The sequence below is a fragment of the Photobacterium kasasachensis genome (assembly GCF_050336885.1).
Classification (GTDB): Bacteria; Pseudomonadota; Gammaproteobacteria; order Enterobacterales; family Vibrionaceae; genus Photobacterium; species Photobacterium kasasachensis.
The window spans coordinates 40,707-57,886 of sequence record NZ_JAKJSH010000023.1; the positions used below are offsets into that span (position 1 = coordinate 40,707).

At 49.4% G+C, this 17,180-nt stretch carries 16 protein-coding genes and 1 tRNA gene; 12 read left to right on the forward strand and 5 right to left on the reverse strand.

From position 1 onward, the window contains the following. Positions 1-50: 50 nt before the first annotated feature. Complete coding sequence (locus L4D19_RS25035) at positions 51-1,463, reverse strand: aminotransferase-like domain-containing protein (protein WP_428454705.1); 1,413 nt, start codon at positions 1,461-1,463, stop codon at positions 51-53. Between the two features lie 116 nt (positions 1,464-1,579). Between L4D19_RS25035 and L4D19_RS25040 the strand changes: the two genes are divergently transcribed. Beyond that, on the forward strand, positions 1,580-2,485 hold the full coding sequence (locus L4D19_RS25040) for a DMT family transporter (RefSeq protein ID WP_428454706.1): 906 nt from the start codon (positions 1,580-1,582) through the stop codon (positions 2,483-2,485). 28 nt (positions 2,486-2,513) lie between these two features. On the opposite strand, the gene L4D19_RS25045 is transcribed toward L4D19_RS25040, so the two are convergent. Next, positions 2,514-2,828, reverse strand: a complete 315-nt coding sequence (locus L4D19_RS25045) for a hypothetical protein (protein ID WP_428454707.1) — start codon at positions 2,826-2,828, stop codon at positions 2,514-2,516. Positions 2,829-3,012: 184 nt separating this feature from the next. Between L4D19_RS25045 and L4D19_RS25050 the strand changes: the two genes are divergently transcribed. The 5 genes from L4D19_RS25050 to L4D19_RS25070 all read left to right on the forward strand — a co-directional run bounded on the left by L4D19_RS25050 (position 3,013) and on the right by L4D19_RS25070 (position 7,636). Further along, positions 3,013-3,103: transfer RNA gene (locus tag L4D19_RS25050), tRNA-Ser, on the forward strand. 522 nt (positions 3,104-3,625) lie between these two features. Further along, entirely contained in the window at positions 3,626-4,522 is an 897-nt protein-coding gene (locus L4D19_RS25055; protein WP_160648281.1) for a sugar ABC transporter substrate-binding protein, read from the forward strand. Further along, on the forward strand, positions 4,522-5,277 hold the full coding sequence (locus L4D19_RS25060) for an ATP-binding cassette domain-containing protein (RefSeq protein ID WP_428454708.1): 756 nt from the start codon (positions 4,522-4,524) through the stop codon (positions 5,275-5,277). The genes L4D19_RS25055 and L4D19_RS25060 overlap by 1 nt, the downstream gene beginning before the upstream one ends. Beyond that, positions 5,274-6,266 (forward strand): ABC transporter permease, encoded by a 993-nt coding sequence (locus tag L4D19_RS25065; protein WP_428454709.1) that lies wholly within the window; start codon positions 5,274-5,276, stop codon positions 6,264-6,266. Before L4D19_RS25060 ends, L4D19_RS25065 begins: the two co-directional genes overlap by 4 nt. A gap of 2 nt (positions 6,267-6,268) precedes the next feature. Beyond that, entirely contained in the window at positions 6,269-7,636 is a 1,368-nt protein-coding gene (locus L4D19_RS25070) for an alpha-glucosidase/alpha-galactosidase (protein WP_428454710.1), read from the forward strand. A gap of 138 nt (positions 7,637-7,774) precedes the next feature. Here the strand turns inward: L4D19_RS25070 and L4D19_RS25075 are convergent, their stop codons facing one another. Beyond that, positions 7,775-8,485 (reverse strand): HAD family hydrolase, encoded by a 711-nt coding sequence (locus L4D19_RS25075; RefSeq protein WP_428454711.1) that lies wholly within the window; start codon positions 8,483-8,485, stop codon positions 7,775-7,777. A 503-nt stretch (positions 8,486-8,988) separates the two neighbouring features. Here L4D19_RS25075 and L4D19_RS25080 point away from each other — a divergent pair. The 5 genes from L4D19_RS25080 to L4D19_RS25100 are packed head-to-tail and all read left to right on the forward strand — an operon-like array spanning position 8,989 to position 14,581. Beyond that, positions 8,989-10,746: an ABC transporter substrate-binding protein gene (locus L4D19_RS25080; RefSeq protein ID WP_428454712.1), complete on the forward strand. Its 1,758-nt coding sequence runs from the start codon at positions 8,989-8,991 to the stop codon at positions 10,744-10,746. 16 nt (positions 10,747-10,762) lie between these two features. After that, a complete protein-coding gene (locus L4D19_RS25085; RefSeq protein ID WP_083651949.1) occupies positions 10,763-11,716 on the forward strand; it encodes an ABC transporter permease in 954 nt (317 codons plus the stop codon). Positions 11,717-11,728: 12 nt separating this feature from the next. Beyond that, entirely contained in the window at positions 11,729-12,622 is an 894-nt protein-coding gene (locus L4D19_RS25090; RefSeq protein WP_428454713.1) for an ABC transporter permease, read from the forward strand. A 1-nt stretch (position 12,623) separates the two neighbouring features. Then, the gene (locus L4D19_RS25095) at positions 12,624-13,610 is read left to right on the forward strand and encodes an ABC transporter ATP-binding protein (protein WP_160648290.1); all 987 of its coding nucleotides are present in this window, start codon (positions 12,624-12,626) and stop codon (positions 13,608-13,610) included. Beyond that, positions 13,607-14,581: an ABC transporter ATP-binding protein gene (locus L4D19_RS25100; protein ID WP_428454714.1), complete on the forward strand. Its 975-nt coding sequence runs from the start codon at positions 13,607-13,609 to the stop codon at positions 14,579-14,581. Before L4D19_RS25095 ends, L4D19_RS25100 begins: the two co-directional genes overlap by 4 nt. A gap of 95 nt (positions 14,582-14,676) precedes the next feature. Here the strand turns inward: L4D19_RS25100 and L4D19_RS25105 are convergent, their stop codons facing one another. Beyond that, complete coding sequence (locus tag L4D19_RS25105) at positions 14,677-15,612, reverse strand: histone deacetylase family protein (protein WP_428454715.1); 936 nt, start codon at positions 15,610-15,612, stop codon at positions 14,677-14,679. Positions 15,613-15,878: 266 nt separating this feature from the next. Here L4D19_RS25105 and L4D19_RS25110 point away from each other — a divergent pair, with 266 nt between their 5' ends. Further along, positions 15,879-16,220 (forward strand): histidine triad nucleotide-binding protein, encoded by a 342-nt coding sequence (locus L4D19_RS25110; RefSeq protein ID WP_428454716.1) that lies wholly within the window; start codon positions 15,879-15,881, stop codon positions 16,218-16,220. Between the two features lie 30 nt (positions 16,221-16,250). On the opposite strand, the gene L4D19_RS25115 is transcribed toward L4D19_RS25110, so the two are convergent. Further along, a complete protein-coding gene (locus tag L4D19_RS25115; RefSeq protein WP_428454717.1) occupies positions 16,251-17,174 on the reverse strand; it encodes a DMT family transporter in 924 nt (307 codons plus the stop codon). Positions 17,175-17,180 lie beyond the last annotated feature (6 nt).

Consider the following 17,180-nt stretch of genomic DNA (forward strand, 5'->3'; position numbering starts at 1 on the left):
TAATTTAGACTAAGCCTTCCTTATTTGCTGTGGTTTTTATTGAAACTGCCTTACTGGGTATGGTCGGCAATGATCTGCGCGAGTTTCTTCAGACCAGCTTCCCACTGGTTGTTATCATCAAAATTGGCGAAGCTCAGGCGGATACAGTGGTTATGCTGGCTTTGGGTACTGAACATTTTGCCGGGCAGGATGCTGATATTTTGCCGTAGTGCTTCCTGGTAGATGTCGCTGCAATCTGCGTGCTCAGGCAAAGTGAGCCAGCAAAGGAAACTACCTTCAGGCTGGGAGAGGTGATACTGGCCTTGCAGGCAAGGGAAGCGATCAAGCTCTGTTGTGAATAGCTTAAAAAACTGGCGTTGCCTTCTGGCGTAACTTTTACGAATTTTGCTAAGGTGCTGACGGTATTTACCTGTTGCCAGAAACTGGCCGACGGCAGATTGCATTAAGTTCAAACTGCCCATATTGTCTGTCATCAGACGCTTCTCTATTTGATGCTGATACTTACCGGCAATGACCCAGCCGATACGCAGGCGGGAATCCAAAGTTTTGGACAGCGAGCTGCAGTAGATCACCCGGTTTTCCTTATCCAGCGTCTTGAGCGGCAACGGTCTGCGACCATAGGCCAATCCGCCGAACACATCATCTTCTATGATAGGGATCTTTTTGGTGATATCTAAAAACGACAGTCTGTCCGGTTCGGACATGACATAGCCGGCCGGGTTATTGAAGCTGGGATTGATGATAATGGCCGAGACAGTCCAGCGTTCAAGGGTTTGTTCTAGTGCGTTTAAATCCATTCCGCTCGTAACACTGGCTGGGATTTCGACCACTTTTAACCCCAGCGACTCAAGCAGGAGCAGGTTGCCGAAGTAACTTGGAGATTCAACAAGCACAATGTCACCGGGGCGGGTGATGGCCTGCAGGCTGAGGCTGATGGCCTGCTGAGCACCATGGGTGATCAGGATGTCGTTCGCCGAGGTTGTTACACCAAGTTCCTGGTTGATAAAGACGAGCTGGCGAAGTAGCACCTCATTACCCGGCGGAAGCTGATAGTGACTGGGAATATTGGTCTGATAGCGGCTATGGCGTCCGATTTCGGCATAGAGAGAACGGATGGCAGGAAAACGAGTATCGGGGTGTGCGGAGCCTGCCGGTAATACCTGATGTGACAATGACAGGCTCATGATCTCCTTGCTCAGAGACATCAAATCGACATAGCCGGGTTCACTGACGGTTGCCGTGGTCGGATTTTTTAGCTGGGTGACCACGTACCCCGAACGAGGATGGGCTTCAATTCGTTGACTGGCCTCTAGTTGTTGGTAGGCGCGGATAACGGTATTTTTGCTGATTGCCAACTGAGCACTCAAGTCTCGGATTGAGGGTAATTTGTCACCGGATTGATAGCTTTGTTTGTTAATTCGCTCAGTGATGAGCTCAACAACTTGCTGGTATTTTTTCGACACACCACATCTCCGCTATGGATAATCTGTACCCTAAAAAGTATCTGAATCTGTCTCTATTAACTTTCCTGTACCTCATTAAAGTAATGTCTAACAAATAAAAAGGAAAGGAAATTGTGATGGCTGTGCGCATGATATCGTTTATTTTTGTCATTCTCTGGAGCTCTGGTTTTATTGGTGCCCGGTTTGGGCTCCCGTATGCTGAACCGGCCACGTTTCTGTTGATCCGCATGGTAGCCAATATCGTTCTTTTCCTATTGCTGATGTTTATACTGCGTGCTCATTTGCCACGTGGTAAGGCACTATTCCATTCAATGATGTCTGGTTTATTAATTCATGGGTTTTATCTTGGTGGTACCTATGAGGCGATTTCGCTCGGGATGCCTGCCGGGCTTTGTTCGTTGCTAGTCGGGCTTCAGCCAATACTTACCGCGGTGATTATAGCGATGGCATGGAATGAGAAGATGCGCCTGTCACAATGGATCGGTTTGCTTATTGGTTTTATCGGGATTGGACTGGTGCTGCAAGGAAATATGGAGTGGCAACAAGAAGGGAGCCGGAAAGCCGCCTATATATTTACCGCATTTGCATTGCTGGGGATCACCTTAGGTACCCTTTACCAGAAGAAGTTCTGTCAGGGAGTGGATATGGTCGGCGGTGCGGTGTGGCAGTATATCGCGGCAGCGATGCTGTTTCTGCCTGTTGCCCTGACAACAGAAACGATGGTAGTGGACTGGACTCCTGAATTTATCTTTGCCATGGTGTGGGCGGTTGTGGTGCTGTCAGGAATTGCAATCTTATTGCTTCTCTACATGGTCAAGAATGGGGAAGCATCTAAAGTTGCTTCGACTTTTTATCTGGTGCCTCCGATGACAGCTTTTCAGGCCTGGTTGGTCTTTGATGAGTCTTTTGATGGTTTTGGTGTTATCGGTTTTGTACTGGCTGCAATGGCTGTTTATCTGGTTACCCGTAAGCCGAAGCTTCCTGCCGGAGATGCACAAGTCGCTGTCAGGACTCAAAGCTAATGATAGGTATTGAGATAGATGCTTGGAGTTAATTGAGGCGTTCAGAGTCGAAACTCTGGCTTATTTCGGCACGGCGAGAGCGTTTGTCATAAATGCAGATCATGGACGAGTCTGGTGCGCGCAAACCAGAATTGCGGCGTAGCTTCCCTTTGGCAAACGCAATGCCATATGACTCTGCGCCATAGGGATCGATATGTAGTCGATAGCGGGAAAACTCGCGATCAAGCAAAATACTGCATTCTTGCTTGATCGTATTTTCAAAAGCCTGTAATTCTTCGGAAGCCGAAGCCACATTGGCTGATAAAAAGGTTATCAATACAGAGATAGTTAACCCGAACTTCATTTAGGCTCCCTTCCTAACTTTTTATTCGTCATTTTAGTATCTCACGGTTTTCTTAGGCTGCAAGGTCTGTTTCCTCAGAGCTTTGAAAATGGTAAAAACTAGCGGATTTGGTCGATAACTAAGCAGTCGGTGCTTGCGGGTATTTACACCTACAAAACGGGTGTGTATTATTCGCCGCACTTACGGAGAGATGGCTGAGTGGTTGAAAGCACCGGTCTTGAAAACCGGCATACGTTTGTAGCGTATCTAGGGTTCAAATCCCTATCTCTCCGCCACATTAGAAAGCCCAGCAGCAATGCTGGGCTTTTGTCGTTTCAGAAGCCGTTCGTAGGCTGGGGTTTGAAAATCCCCCTATACCCAGAACGCTCCACCACATTCAAGAAAACCGCTGATAGCTCAGCGGTTTTTTTTCGCCTAAATATTGTGATTAGAGATAAGTGCCGAAGGCGCGAATAGGCAATAGCCCGAAGGGCGCGAGCTTGCGAGCCAGTAAATCCCTACCTCTCCGCCACATTCTCTGTAGACAAATTTTCGTTCAGTACTCTTTGTCTTTCTTACCCTTGCCGATATTTTTACTTACTGAGATAGAACTCATAAAAAGAATATTCTTTTGAGACCAGATAATACTTTGGGGGTATCATGCGCAACAAGTGCATATACCAATGTGGAGTATTATTGTTGTGAGTATTTGTGGCGCTTTATCCTGTAAATCGAAAAAAGTGGCATTGTCTGCTCTATTTTCGGCTGTAGTTTTGTTATCCGCTTCAACGGCAGTGGCCGCTCCTTCCGGGAAGGATATGTCGATTTGGTTTGATGTCGGCGGTCCGGTAGGAGGCCCGTACGCAACGGTTGTTCAAAATGGTGCGACACAGGCGGCGGGTGATCTGGGTGTTGACCTGCGTGTGATGTACTCAGACTGGCAACCACAAAAGATGATCGAGAACTTCAAGCTGGCTTTGGCGGCTAAACCGACGGGTATTGTGGTAATGGGACATCCGGGTGACAGTGCCTACGAAGGTTTGGTTGACGAAGCGTTTAGCAAAGGGGTTCAGGTAACATCTGTTGATACAGCACTTCCTGGCACGATGTCGGCTGAGCAAAGTAAAGGGTTCGGCTATGTCGGCGTGAGTAACGCAGCGCGTGGTGTCCACTTGGCTAAGGAGGCATTGCGCCGTGGCCAATTCAAGGCCGGAGACCAGGCACTGGTTTGGGGGATTAAAGATATCGCCGAGCGCAGTGATTCTACCCGTGGGTTGATAAGTACGCTTGAAGACGCCGGGCTTGCTGTCGACTTTCTTCAGATCTCACCGGAAACAGATAAAGATCCTTCCCTTGGAACCAATGTGATCACGGCGTATCTGGCGCGTAACCCTAAAGTAAAACTGATTATGGTGGATCATGGCGCACTGACTTCGCAAATGGGGAATTTCTTGCGCAATGCCGGAGTTCGTCCGCAAGAGCTGTATGTCGCCGGGTTTAGCCTGTCGCCAGCTACAGCGGATGCGATTAAAACCGGTTATGTCCAGCTGGTGGCCGATAGTCAGCCGTACTTGATGGGGTACCTGTCGGTGGTGCAGGTTGTGCTGAGTAAGCGCTATGGTTTCTCGGGCCTTGATATCAACACCGGAGCGGGTTTTGTCAACCAGAGCAATATTGATTTTATCGCTCCCTTGGCGGCAAAAGGCATTCGTTAATGACGGAGCAAGTGCTTGAGTTGACCGGGTTGAACAAATGGTTTGGCCCGGTTCATGCGTTGAAAGATATTCACTTTTCGCTCAATCGTGGTGAAGTGTGTGCGCTGCTCGGTGATAACGGTGCAGGAAAATCGACCCTTATTAAGTTGATCGCCGGTGCCGAGCAAATTGAGGACGGCCAGTTGCTGATTGGCGCAGAGAAAGTACCAACTCACCGTTACTCGGTTCAGCAGGCCCGCCTGTTAGGTATTGAAACCGTGTACCAATCTGGCTCCCTAGGCGAGCAGCAACCCGTTTGGCGAAATCTGTTTCTTGGCCGGCATTTTCGTAACAAGTTGGGGTTTATTGATCACAAAGAAGAGCGCAGACAAGCTGCTCAACTTCTCAAGACTCTGGATTTTCGTGGCGTCGGAGCTAATATCGATGCGCCGGTGAGTTCACTCTCTGGCGGTGAACGCCAGGGTTTGGCTATCGGTCGTGCCATGTTATTTGATGCCCGGGTAGTGATCCTGGATGAACCGACAACAGCGCTGTCAGTCGGCGAGGTCGAAAAAGTGTTGTGTTTTATCGAGGCCTTAAAATCGCAGGGCAGAGCGTGTTTATTGATCACTCATAACATGAACGATGCCTACCGGGTTGCTGACCGGTTTGTCGTGATGGATCGCGGCAGTATCGTGGCGGAGTACCGAAAATCACAGATGACCCAGTCTTCGCTTCAAATGGCGCTGCTGGATGCAGTCGGAAGAGGGGCATGATGAATTTGTTTATGCTCCGTCACCGGGTTCCGGTGCTAACTGCGTTTATCCTTGTTGCTCTTTGGGGACTCTTTACGGTAACGAGCCCTGATACCTTCCTCCATGGCCGTATTTACATCTCTTTCATGTCGACGATTCCGTTTACGGCGATGCTGGCTTTTGCTTTGACCTTGCTGATCATTGCACGTGAAATCGACATGAGTTTCCCGGCTGTTGTTGCGCTGGGTGGTTTTGTTTTCTCCCAGATATTCCAGCTTACCCAGTCGCCCATACTGGCATTTGGTTCGGCGATTACTGCGGGCATCGCGTGCGGTATCCTGAACGGGATACTGGTCGTGTATTTTCGTATTCCATCGATAATTGCCACAATAGGTACGCAGTTCTTCCTTGGTGGTCTGACAACTGTGCTGGCTGACGGCCTTGCGCTGAGTATCCCGCAAGTTCGTGATAGCTGGATTCACACCCTGATGGTCGGCCGTATCGCCGAGTTCATTCCGGCCCAAGTACTGTGGGCACTTCTGATGGTTTTCTTACTCTGGCTAATTCTGTCTCGCCATGTTTTCGGTGATAACGTCAATTTTATTGGCGATAACCCAAAAGCGGCACGTGTGATGGGAGTACCGGTTGAGCGTACTCGCCTGATGCTATTTATGTTGATGGGGGCGGTGTCGGCTTTGGTCGGGGTGTTTGTCAGCCTTGAGATGAGCAGTTGGTGGCCCAATCAGGGGCAGGGCTACATGCTATTGGTTTTTGCCTCGGTATTCATTGGCGGCACGTCTGTCCTTGGTGGCCGCGGCACTTTGATTGGCACCTTATTTGGTGCCTGCATTATCGGTATTTTGGAAGCCGGGATCATCAGTGCTGGATTGGCTGGCTTTTGGACTCGCCTGATCTACGGTGTCACCATTCTTGTTTCGTTGATGGTCCATAGCATGATGCTGAAACAGCACATGGGATCATGGCGGCGGTTACTTTTTAATAAGGGATAGATATGACTCAGATAACCATTATCGGTGCGGGTAGCGTGATGTTCACCCGCCAGATTACTTCGGCCTTATTCTCTTATCCTGCCCTGAATGGCATTGATTTGGTGCTGATGGATATTGATCCCGAAGTGCTTAACAGAAGCTATCAGCTTATCGGAAAAATGGCAGAGCAGGCTAATAGCCAGGTTCGGATCAGGATGACCACTAACAGGCGCCAGGCGCTGAGTGGTGCCGATTTTGTTATTAATGCCATTCAGGTAGGAGGCTTGGAGCCATGGCGGCTGGATATGCAAATCCCGGCCAAATATGGGGTGATACAGGAAGTTGGCGACACGATGGGGCCGGGTGGTATCTTCCGCGCGCTACGCCATATTCCGCCAATGCTGGCCATATTGCGAGATATGGAAGAGGTTTGTCCCGAGGCACTGTTTATTAACTATGCTAACCCTCTTGCGCCGTTAACCTGGGCGGCAAAAGATTACAGCACGATCCAGTCTGTTGGCTTGTGTTATGGGGTGCGTTACACCACGGCTCAGCTGGCGGGGTATTTGGGGGAGGGTGACTGGGTTGATCATCCGTCGACTCCAGATCGCTGGCAGCGGTTAATGTATCAGGATGTTCCTCCGCACATTGATTATGAGTTTGCGGGTATCAATCACATGACATGGATCACCAAGATGGTGGCTAATGGTAAAGACTTACAGCCCAAGATCCGTGAAATGGTTAATAATCCGAAGGTCTATGCTGCTGATGGCGTGCGTTGTGAAGTGCTGAAGTTCTTCGGATTATGGTGCACCGAAAACCATTGGCATTGCAGTGATTACCTGCCTTATTTCCGTAAAAATGAGGAGATGATTAACCACTTCCTTCCTCAACGATGGGATTTGCTGGCACTGGAAGAAAAAGTACATGCTGCTGGCGAGGCTGAAATTGATGCTCAGTTAGCGGGTATACAGAAATTTGTTATCGAGCCGAATATGCTCAATGCGCCAAAGCTGATCAACGCGGCGGTCAGCGGTGAGCGAACACGAATAAATGGTAATGTACCGAACCGCCAGGCTGAAGGGTTGTTGATCGATAACCTGCCTGAAAACTGTGTTGTTGAGGTACCAATTTGGGTTGATAGTAAAGGCCTTCACCCACAGCAAATGGGTCGTTTGCCTATGCAGTGTGCCAGCTTGATCAAAACCAACACTGCCGTGCAAGAGTTGATTGTCGAGGCGGCACTGACTAATGATCTTGATGCTGCGCGCTATGCTCTGGCTCTGGACCCTGTTACAGCAACCGTGTGTACCCTTGAGCAGATCGATGCGATGTTTAAAGAGATGTTTGCGGCCCAGCGTCAATGGTTGCCTCAGTTTGCCAATGTGTAATAGCTAAAGCCTCGTTTTATTTTAAGCTGGGGAGTGCGTGATCTACCCAGCTTATGTTTAAGTTGAGCACCAATAAGTCGAGAATCAGCGTACTTCAGATTTGGAGCCGCCTATGTTAGGTGTCTGTTAGATACTAATTCAATTATTGAGATTACAAAGCGAGATTAGTTCCCGTGGAGACCGAATAATAAAGTCGGGCTGAGTTGACCACTTTTCAGGAGTGGCGCCACTGTATGCTACCGCTATCGAAATCACCTTGGAGCTAGAAGGTAATACAGTCTGCAGGTTGCGGGCAAACTGCACATCGGCTTCATGATCACCGATATACATCAGTGTTTTATCCTCCAGCTTGTCAAACATTTTACTCAGGCAGATTAGCCCGCCTTCCGGTGAAGGTTTTTGATTGTGCTGAGCGATATCATCATAGCCGATAACGGCCTTGAAGCAGGCGTTGACCCGCGCCTCCGTTAAAACATTAATGATATTGCTAGAAGCGTTTTGCGAGCAGATACCGTGTGGCAAGGCGGATAACTCGTGTATTGCTGAATCAATACCGGAAAATAGTTTGACCGGGGTAGTATTGCTAAGCTGGTGCTTTCCCCAGAGTGAGCCGGCCGCCAGCATTTCTGATTCGCTCATGCCATAGAACTTCACATACAGTTCCTGCCAGTTTTTGGCGGCATGGTTGGCCTCATGATACGCCGCTTCGCTTTGTAGCCATTGAGGCAGGTTCTCGCCCGTCAAATGAGGTGTCACCTCAGACAAGATGCATTTGGTAATATCAATGTTTTTGGGAACAGAATTAACAAGGGTTCCGTCGTAATCCCAGAGAATCGCGTCTAACTTCATTTTTCTGTTGCTCATGCTGTGGCTTATACATGAATATATCTCATTTATTTACCGAAATCAGAGGGTTCGTGTTTACCCAAGGAAATAGAGAATTGATGCTGGATAGAGCCATGCTGCAGTGATGATAAATATTCTTATAGCGCTTAACTTACGGGTTACTGGCTCGTTGAAATGGGGTTAGGCGATATTGTTTATCAGGATTGGTATATGAGGCTGATATAACTGTATCAAATGTTTAGAAATATTTGCATTACATCCCACTTATGCTGCAAGATGCTGTTGTCCATGTTGCAGTTGGTTTAATATTCTTTTTATAAATTGGGGTTTTTGACCCTCTGGCAGCTTCGAGTTGCCGAGGTTGTAGCGGGCGAGACTTGGATGTTAAGCCGGTTTGCAGCTCGTTAGTCGATACCTCCGGTTTTAGAGCAGAAAATGAAACTTTTGCTCAATAAGTAACGCTCATGGATGTAACAAAAGCATGAGATTAATTAACAGGAAGTTATATGAAAAAATTTACTTTGTTACCGTTGGCGGCGCTGGTGGCTTCCAGCATGGCAATGGCGGACGACATCAAAGTCTTGAAGTTCTCCGAAGACGGCACCCCAACGACTTTTGATCCGGTGCAAGCCGGTACGACATATGCAAACACAGTTACAACAGCAGTATACGACACACTCTACGAATACAAATACCTAAAATCTCCCTTCGAGCTCAAGCCGAACCTGGCAGTGGACATGCCGCAGGTATCGGAAGACGGGCTAACCTATACTATCAAGCTTAAGAAAGGCGTGAAGTTCATTGATGACCCGGCGTTTGCCGATGGTAAAGGGCGTGAAGTTACCGCGGAAGACTTCGTCTATTCGATTAAGCGTCACTTCGATCCGAAAAACCGCTCTCAGGGTTCTTGGCTATGGACGGGCAAGATAGTCGGTGTCGATGATTGGAAAGCAAACGGTTCTGACTACTCAAAAACCATTGAGGGTGTAAAGGCACTGGACTCTCACACGGTACAGATTAAGCTTATTAAACCCTTCCCGCAGCTGACTTATACCCTGGCAATGGGCTATTCGAGTGTTGTTCCTGTCGAAGCGGTTGAAAAGTACGGTCGTGAGCTATCCGTTCACCCGGTAGGTTCTGGTCCGTTTAAGTTGGTGTCTCACAACAGCACCAAGACGGTACTGGAAAAAAATACCGATTATCGTCAGGAGACTTTTGATCTGGCCGGTTCTGGCTACGACGCGAAAGTACATGGCTTTACTGGTATCGCAAGTTTGGACGGTAAGACACTGCCTATCGTTGACCGTGTCGAGCTGAACTGGGTGAAACAAGCCTCTGCACGTTGGAACTCATTCAGCAAGGGAACTGAAATTGTCAATACGACGTTGCAGAACGAGCAGATGAACGAAGTGCTGGCAAATAAGCACCCTGTTCAGCTAAAACCTGAGTATGCCGAGCGGTTTAACTTCCGCGTTAACCCTGAAGCTGGCCTTGTTTATAACTTCTTCAACTTTGATGATGAATATTTCGGGTATTCGAAAGATCCTGAGATCAACGAAGCCAACAAAGCACTGCGTTGTGCGATTGTGAAATCATTTAACTGGCCGCAGCGTGTGAACCGTTTCTATCTGGGCATTGGTGAAGCGTATCCTGGCTTTATCGTTCCGGGAACAGATGGCTTTGATCCAAATATGGATCAGTCCTCCATTCAGCAAGATCTTGATGGTGCGAAGAAATTACTTAAGGAACATGGCTGGACCAAGAAAAATCTACCTGTCCTGAACTACCCGGGTGTATCTAGTACCCGTAATAAGCAGTTCTTTGAGCAGTTCCGCGGAAACCTGACCAAAATTGGTTATCCGAAGAAGAAAGTTAGACAGAAAACCTATGCGACCTTCGGCGACTTCAACAAAGACGTGAAGATGAGCAAAACCCAGCTAATTCCTATGGGGTGGGGACTAGACTACCCGGATGCAGAGAACACCCTACAGTTGTTCTACGGTCCGAACCGCTCACCAGGTTCCAATGGCTCGAACTATAACAATCCCGAGTTCAACAAGCTTTACGAGCAAGCCTCAGTAATGCAGCCAAGCCCAGAACGTACCGAAATCTACAAGAAGATGAACCAGATGGTTGTCGACGATTGTGTCGGTATCGGCGGTTACTCGCGTACGCGTATTCGCATGTGGCACAAAAACGCCATCATGTGGCCACAGCGTGACGTAATGGGTAACTATCTGAAATACGTTGATATCAAATCATAACTAAAGCTGGGTCATTATGGAGATTTTAAAACACTGTTTCAGGAAGCTGATGTACAGCATCCCGTTGCTTTTTGGGGTGACACTTATCAGCTTTGTGTTGATGGTTTATTTCGGACCGGACAAGACTTACGACTTGCTGGGCCGGAACCCTACCATCGAAGAGATCAATGAAATCCGACATCAGCTCGGTTACGACCAGCCTTTCTTTGTACGCTACTTTGAGTACATCAAGGAAGTTGTCTTGTTTGATTTCGGGTATTCCGATTCAACCGGTGAAAAGGTGACGTCGATTCTGGCGAAGACCATTCCGGTATCGATCGCCTTGCAGTTGCCCGGCTTTATTCTGGGTAACGTGCTGGGGGTCATGCTGGCGTTGTTTGCTGCCATGCACCGCTCCAGTTGGTTGGATAAGTTGATCATGTCGTCTTCTGTAGTGGGGATGAGTATTTCGTATCTCATTGTAATCATAACGACGCAGCTGATTTTCTGCTCCAGTTATGGCCTGAATCTCTTCCCAGTCTATGGCTGGGAAGTGAATTCTCTCTCGGATTACCTCTACTACATCACTGTACCGACCATATCATCGGTGTTTGTGGCCCTGGGCTATAACACTCGATTCTATCGAGCGGTGATTGTTGAAGAGACGACCCGGGATCATGTTCGTACGGCCAAGGCGTTTGGTCACAGTGCGAGCACGATTTTATTCAAGCATGTCCTGAGAAACTCCCTGATCCCGATAGTAACCCGGATTGTGTTCTCCATTCCTTTCGTAGTAGTGGGTGGTGCGCTTTTACTGGAAAGTTACTTCGGTATTCCGGGTGTTGGATTGACAGCCTATGACGCGATTACCACCGGTGACCTGCCTGTTTTGAAGGCGATTATCGTATTGACCACATTGATGTTTATCCTGGTGGTTAGCCTGGTAGATATCTTGTATCGCGTTGTTGATCCGCGTATTTCTCTTAAATAAGGACAATAAGCAATGTCGGACGCAATAATGGACCAGGGAAGTAGCGCGGTGGCACCGGAAAAGCGTGAATCCCTATGGACCAAAGCTTTTCACAAATTCACGCGGGACAAAGTGGGAATGATCAGCCTTTCTGTGGTTGGCTTGTATCTGCTTACCGCGGTTCTGGTATGGCTTGGCGTAATTGCCCAGGGGTGGGATGAACTGCTCGCCGACGGGCAAATGGGCCCAACGGCCGAGTATTGGTTCGGTACCAATATTAACGGCCAGGATATTTTCCAACGGGCAATCTACAGCACCAAAACGGCTTTTGAAGTCGGCCTAACCGTTGCGGTTGTCGCAACGATTACCGGGGCATTGGTGGGTTCAACAACAGGTTACTTCTCTGGTACCTGGATTGATGAGCTATTTCTATGGCTGATGAACTGCCTGGATTGTATTCCTTACTATCTGATGGTGGCAGCGTTTGCTGTTGCCCTGGCAGATAACCCTTATGCCATGCACATCGCCATGATGTCTTGTTTCTGGATGGGAACGGCGCGACTGGTGCGCGGAGAGGTCATCAAGCTGAAGAATATGGAATTTACCGAGGCTGCCCGCTCGCTGGGTGTGCCGGTTTACCGGGTGATCTTCAAACACCTGCTCCCTAATACCTCGCATATTCTGCTGGTGGAAATGACCCTATTGTTTATCACCGCTATCAAGAGTGAAGTTATCTTGAGCTTCCTTGGGCTGGGTGTAAAAGACAGCATTAGCTGGGGACTGATGATCGCTGAAGCCAGCGGCGAGGTAACGGCCGGCCATTTCTGTAACTTCTTTGCCTCTTCGGGCATGCTGTTTGTATTGGTATTGGCCTTCAATATGTTCTCTGATTCGCTGCAAGACGCGTTGGACCCAAGGAAGATTTAATATGTCTGAGCAAACCCCGCTGCTATCAGTGGAGAATCTTACGGTTGAATTTAAGACCGATAAAGGCACGGTTCGCGCGATTAACGGAGTGAACTTTAAGGTAATGCCGGGTGAAACGGTCGCTATTGTTGGTGAGTCCGGCTGCGGCAAGTCCGTGAGCTCGCTATCGATTATGGGACTGGTGCCGTCACCGCCCGGAAAGATTGTTGATGGCAGCATTCGCTTTAAAGGACGTGAGCTGGTAGGCCTGAGTGAGAAGGAGTATCGGAAAGTTCGCGGTAACGAAATTTCGATGATCTTCCAGGAGCCGATGACGGCACTGAATCCGGTGTTGAAGATCTCGACCCAGATGATCGATGTGATCCGGCTTCATAACAGTGTCAGCAAAAAGCAGGCTCGTGCCCGGGCTATCGATATGCTGGATACTGTCGGGATCCCTTCTCCCGAGAAAAGGATTGATCAGTATCCTCATGAGTTATCCGGTGGTATGCGCCAGCGGGTAATGATTGCGATGGCGCTGTCATGTGGTCCGGATCTGCTGCTGGCGGACGAGCCGACGACGGCGCTGGATGTGACCATTCAGGCCCAGGTGATGGATGAAATGGTCCGGTTGCAAAAAGAGCTGAACATGGCGGTGATCCTGGTTACCCACGATTTGGGTGTGGTGGCTGAGTCATGCCAGCGTGTGGTGGTGATGTACTGCGGTCAAATTATCGAGGAAGGACCGGTAGAAGAGATCTTCGCTAATCCGAAACACCCTTATACCAAAGGTTTGCTGGAGTCGATCCCGGTTGTACGTGATAAGAAGATCCCGCGTCTGCCAACGATTAAGGGGGTGGTTCCTGACTTGCTGCACCTGCCGAACGGCTGCCGTTTTGCAGACCGTTGTGACAAGGTTCATACTCAGTGCCATCAAGCCGTTCCTCAGCTTAGTGGATGTGAAAATCATAAGGTTGCTTGTTACAGCCCGAATGGAGATGCCCAATGAGCGAAGTATTGTTAGAGGTTAACGGCCTGAAGAAGCACTTTACGGCGGGCAGTCGCTTCTTTGGAACTCAAGCGGTTTGTAAAGCGGTTGATGATGTCAGCTTTTCCATCGAGCGGGGGAAAACACTTGGTCTGGTGGGCGAGTCCGGTTGCGGTAAGTCGACACTGGGACGTTGTGTCTTGCGTCTGCACGAGCCAACCTCTGGTGAAGTGAAGCTGGAAGGCGTGGATATCTCTTCGCTAAGTAATCGTGAGCTTAAAGCTATGCGGCGGGATATCCAGATCATTTTTCAGGACCCGTATGCTTCGCTCAACCCGCGAATGACAATCCACGAGATCCTGCGCGAGCCTTTGGATACCCACAAGATCGGAACTGAAGATGAGCGAGAAGCTAAAATTGCCGAGGTGATGGCGATCGTTGGTCTTCGCCCTCAAGTGCTGAATCGTTATCCCCACGAGTTCTCGGGTGGTCAGCGCCAGCGGATTGGTATTGCGCGGGCACTGGTATTGGAACCTAAGTTCATTGTTGCCGATGAACCGGTATCAGCACTTGATGTGTCGGTGCAGGCTCAGGTACTTAACTTGATCGCGGAGCTACAAGAGAAAAAGGGTATCTCTTTCTTGTTTATTGCCCATGATCTGGGTGTGGTTCAGCATATTTGTGATGAAGTTGGTGTGATGTACTTGGGAAGGATTGTCGAGAAAGCGCCGGCTGAAGTGCTATATCGCAACCCTAAACACCCTTACACCCAGGCGTTGCTGTCAGCCATACCTATCCCGGATCCGACAGCCAGCAAAGAGTCAATGAAGCTGCAGGGTGATGTCCCTTCTCCGTTGGCACCGCCAAGCGGCTGTACTTTCCGAACGCGTTGCCCTCATGCTTCAAGTCGGTGTAAAGAAGAGCGGCCAGCTACTCACAATACCGGAGAACAGGGTGGAGAGCACCTCGTTGCTTGTCACTTGTTCAACTAGTTTCGCGCAATAGTTGAGCCAGTACCCAAGGCCAGCAGTATGAGTATGACTCATCTTGCTGGCCTTTCTTGTTCTCTCTCAGCCTGCTGTATAGATCAGGTATCGCTTGTCTTACCTGCAAGTACATCGATATGAGCGTGGACACTGTGTGCCAGTGCCAGCAGGTTGTAGCCTCCCTCCAGCGTGGACACGATTCTGTTTTCGGCATAGCAGGCAGCAGCGTCGGTGATGATATTCGATACCCAGCGGTAGTCACTCTCATCGAGCAAAAGTTGTCCCAGCGGATCGTCTTTGTGGGCGTCAAATCCGGCTGAGATAAATATCATTTGCGGCTGGTGCCTGTGCAGAGCGGGTAACCAGTCACGCTTAATCGCAAGGCGAAATTCACTGCCTTTGGTACCGGCACGCAGTGGAGAGTTGATTATGTTCGGGCGCTGAATGTCGTAATACCTAAGCGGATAGAAAGGGTGCTGAAAGGTCGAGCAAACCAATACTTCCGGGCGATTTTTGAAGCTGTCGATAGTGCCGTTGCAGTGGTGGACGTCAAAGTCGAGAATGGCGACCCGTTTTATCTCTTCCCGGGTAAGGGCATGTTCGACGCCAACAGCGATATTGTTAAAGAAGCAAAACCCCATTGCCGTGCTGGTTTCGGCATGATGCCCGGGCGGCCGAACCGCGCAAAAAGCATTGGTAACCTGATGGTCGAGTACCATATCGGTAGCCATAGTCACGGCGCCTGCTGCCAGGCGGGCGGCGTGCATCGTATGCGGATTCAGGGCGGTATCAGCATCGGCATAAGCCAACCCTCTTTCAGGTTGCAGGCTGTCAAGCCAGCAGATGTATTCGGCCGGGTGGACTCGCTCTATTTGCTCGTCTGAGGCGGTTTGTGCTGCCATCCATTTAATGCGATCACCCAGCTCTGTGGATGCCAGGTATTGTGTGATGGCTCCCAGGCGTTCCGGGCATTCGGGATGATCCGCTCCCATCACATGCTTTAAATAGTCGCCATGGGTGATAAAAGCGGTGGTCATTGGTGGCTCCTTCAAACAAACGGACCTCCCTTTGATGACAGATCCGTCAAGCGTGACACTACTCATCTCAGCATAAGTGATGACGCTTTTTCCTGCGTAGTGCTCAGAGCCTTATTTATTGGACAGAGGAGGACTTATCCCGGCGGGTAGAAGGTAAAAAGAAAATATCCAGTTATGCTTATACTGATCTTTCGACACAACAAGTTTCCAGCCAGGCTGTCAGGCTAGTTAATGGCTAAAACTAATAATGCTGAGGAAGGGAGCTAATGGACTGTATATTCTGCAAAATTGCGAACAAAGAGATACCTTCGACCTTGCTTTATGAAGATGAGCAAATAGTCGCGTTTAACGACAATGCCCCTCAGGCTCCGACGCATGTTCTGATCGTACCGCATCAGCATATCGCGACGATTAACGATTTCGGAAAGCAACACTCAGCACTGATTGGCCATATGATCCTGACGGCAACACAACTGGCCAAGGACTTGTCTCTGGCGGAGGACGGTTACCGCTTGGTCTGGAACTGTAATCGTCAGGGCGGACAAGCGGTATATCATATTCATTTGCACTTGCTTGGCGGACGCAATATGCACTGGCCCCCGGGCTGATAGCGGCTCAGCTTGTTCACGGTTAATTGATTAGGGGGTGATTTTGTGACGGCGTAACGATGCGATAATCGAGGTACCTCCAATCATCACCATCATTGAGATCATCACTATTACCACTCCGTAACCGACATGTGACCAAGGCTCGACATGTCCCAGTGCGCGATCGACGATTAACACCATCACCGGGATCAGGTAGGTATACGCCGATACCTGCTCGGGTGCCAGCGACACGCTTCCCTGCTGGAATAAAAAGAAACTCAGTGCCGTTGCAAAGACGGCCAGATAACCAATACCAAGCCAAATGTCGGATGAAATGACAGACCAGTCTGTGGTGGCGAGTTTCGGTGCTGCCCCCAGTGTCAGCAGCCCTGTAGCGCAGATTAATGTCCAGCAGGTCATATGGGTAATGGATTCGCCGCGATAGTATTTCTTGACCACGATTGGGTTCAGGGCCATTGCCAAACAGCCGAGCAGATAGATCTTGTTCGAACTGGTCAATGCGATAGAACCTGCCGCAGACAGATCGCCTCGGAAAATAATCAAACCGGCACCCAGCATTCCGCCCAGAAGGGCAATAATGACCGTCAGTGGCGTACGACGTCGGAAGATCACCGCGGCCAGCACGGCGCTCATCAGCGGAACCGTGGTATATAGCGCGCTGGTATCGAGCGCACTGGTATCCTGAAGTGCAATAAACATGGTGACAAAATAGGTCAGTGCGGGCAGACAGATCACCGTGTAGCGGGCAAAGTCCTTGGCTGTTGGTATGCGGAACTGTTTTTGTCCCAGCAGGAGTCCCAAAAACAGCAGGCTGGCAAGGAGGTAGCGTATCCAAGTAACAACCAGTGGGTTTAGCTGCGCGGTAATGTGACTACCAATCGGAAATGAAAGGCTGATCAGTGCCGTGAAGGCAAACATTTTGAGGTGCGCAGTGTGGCTGGTTGTCATTGTCATAGGCAA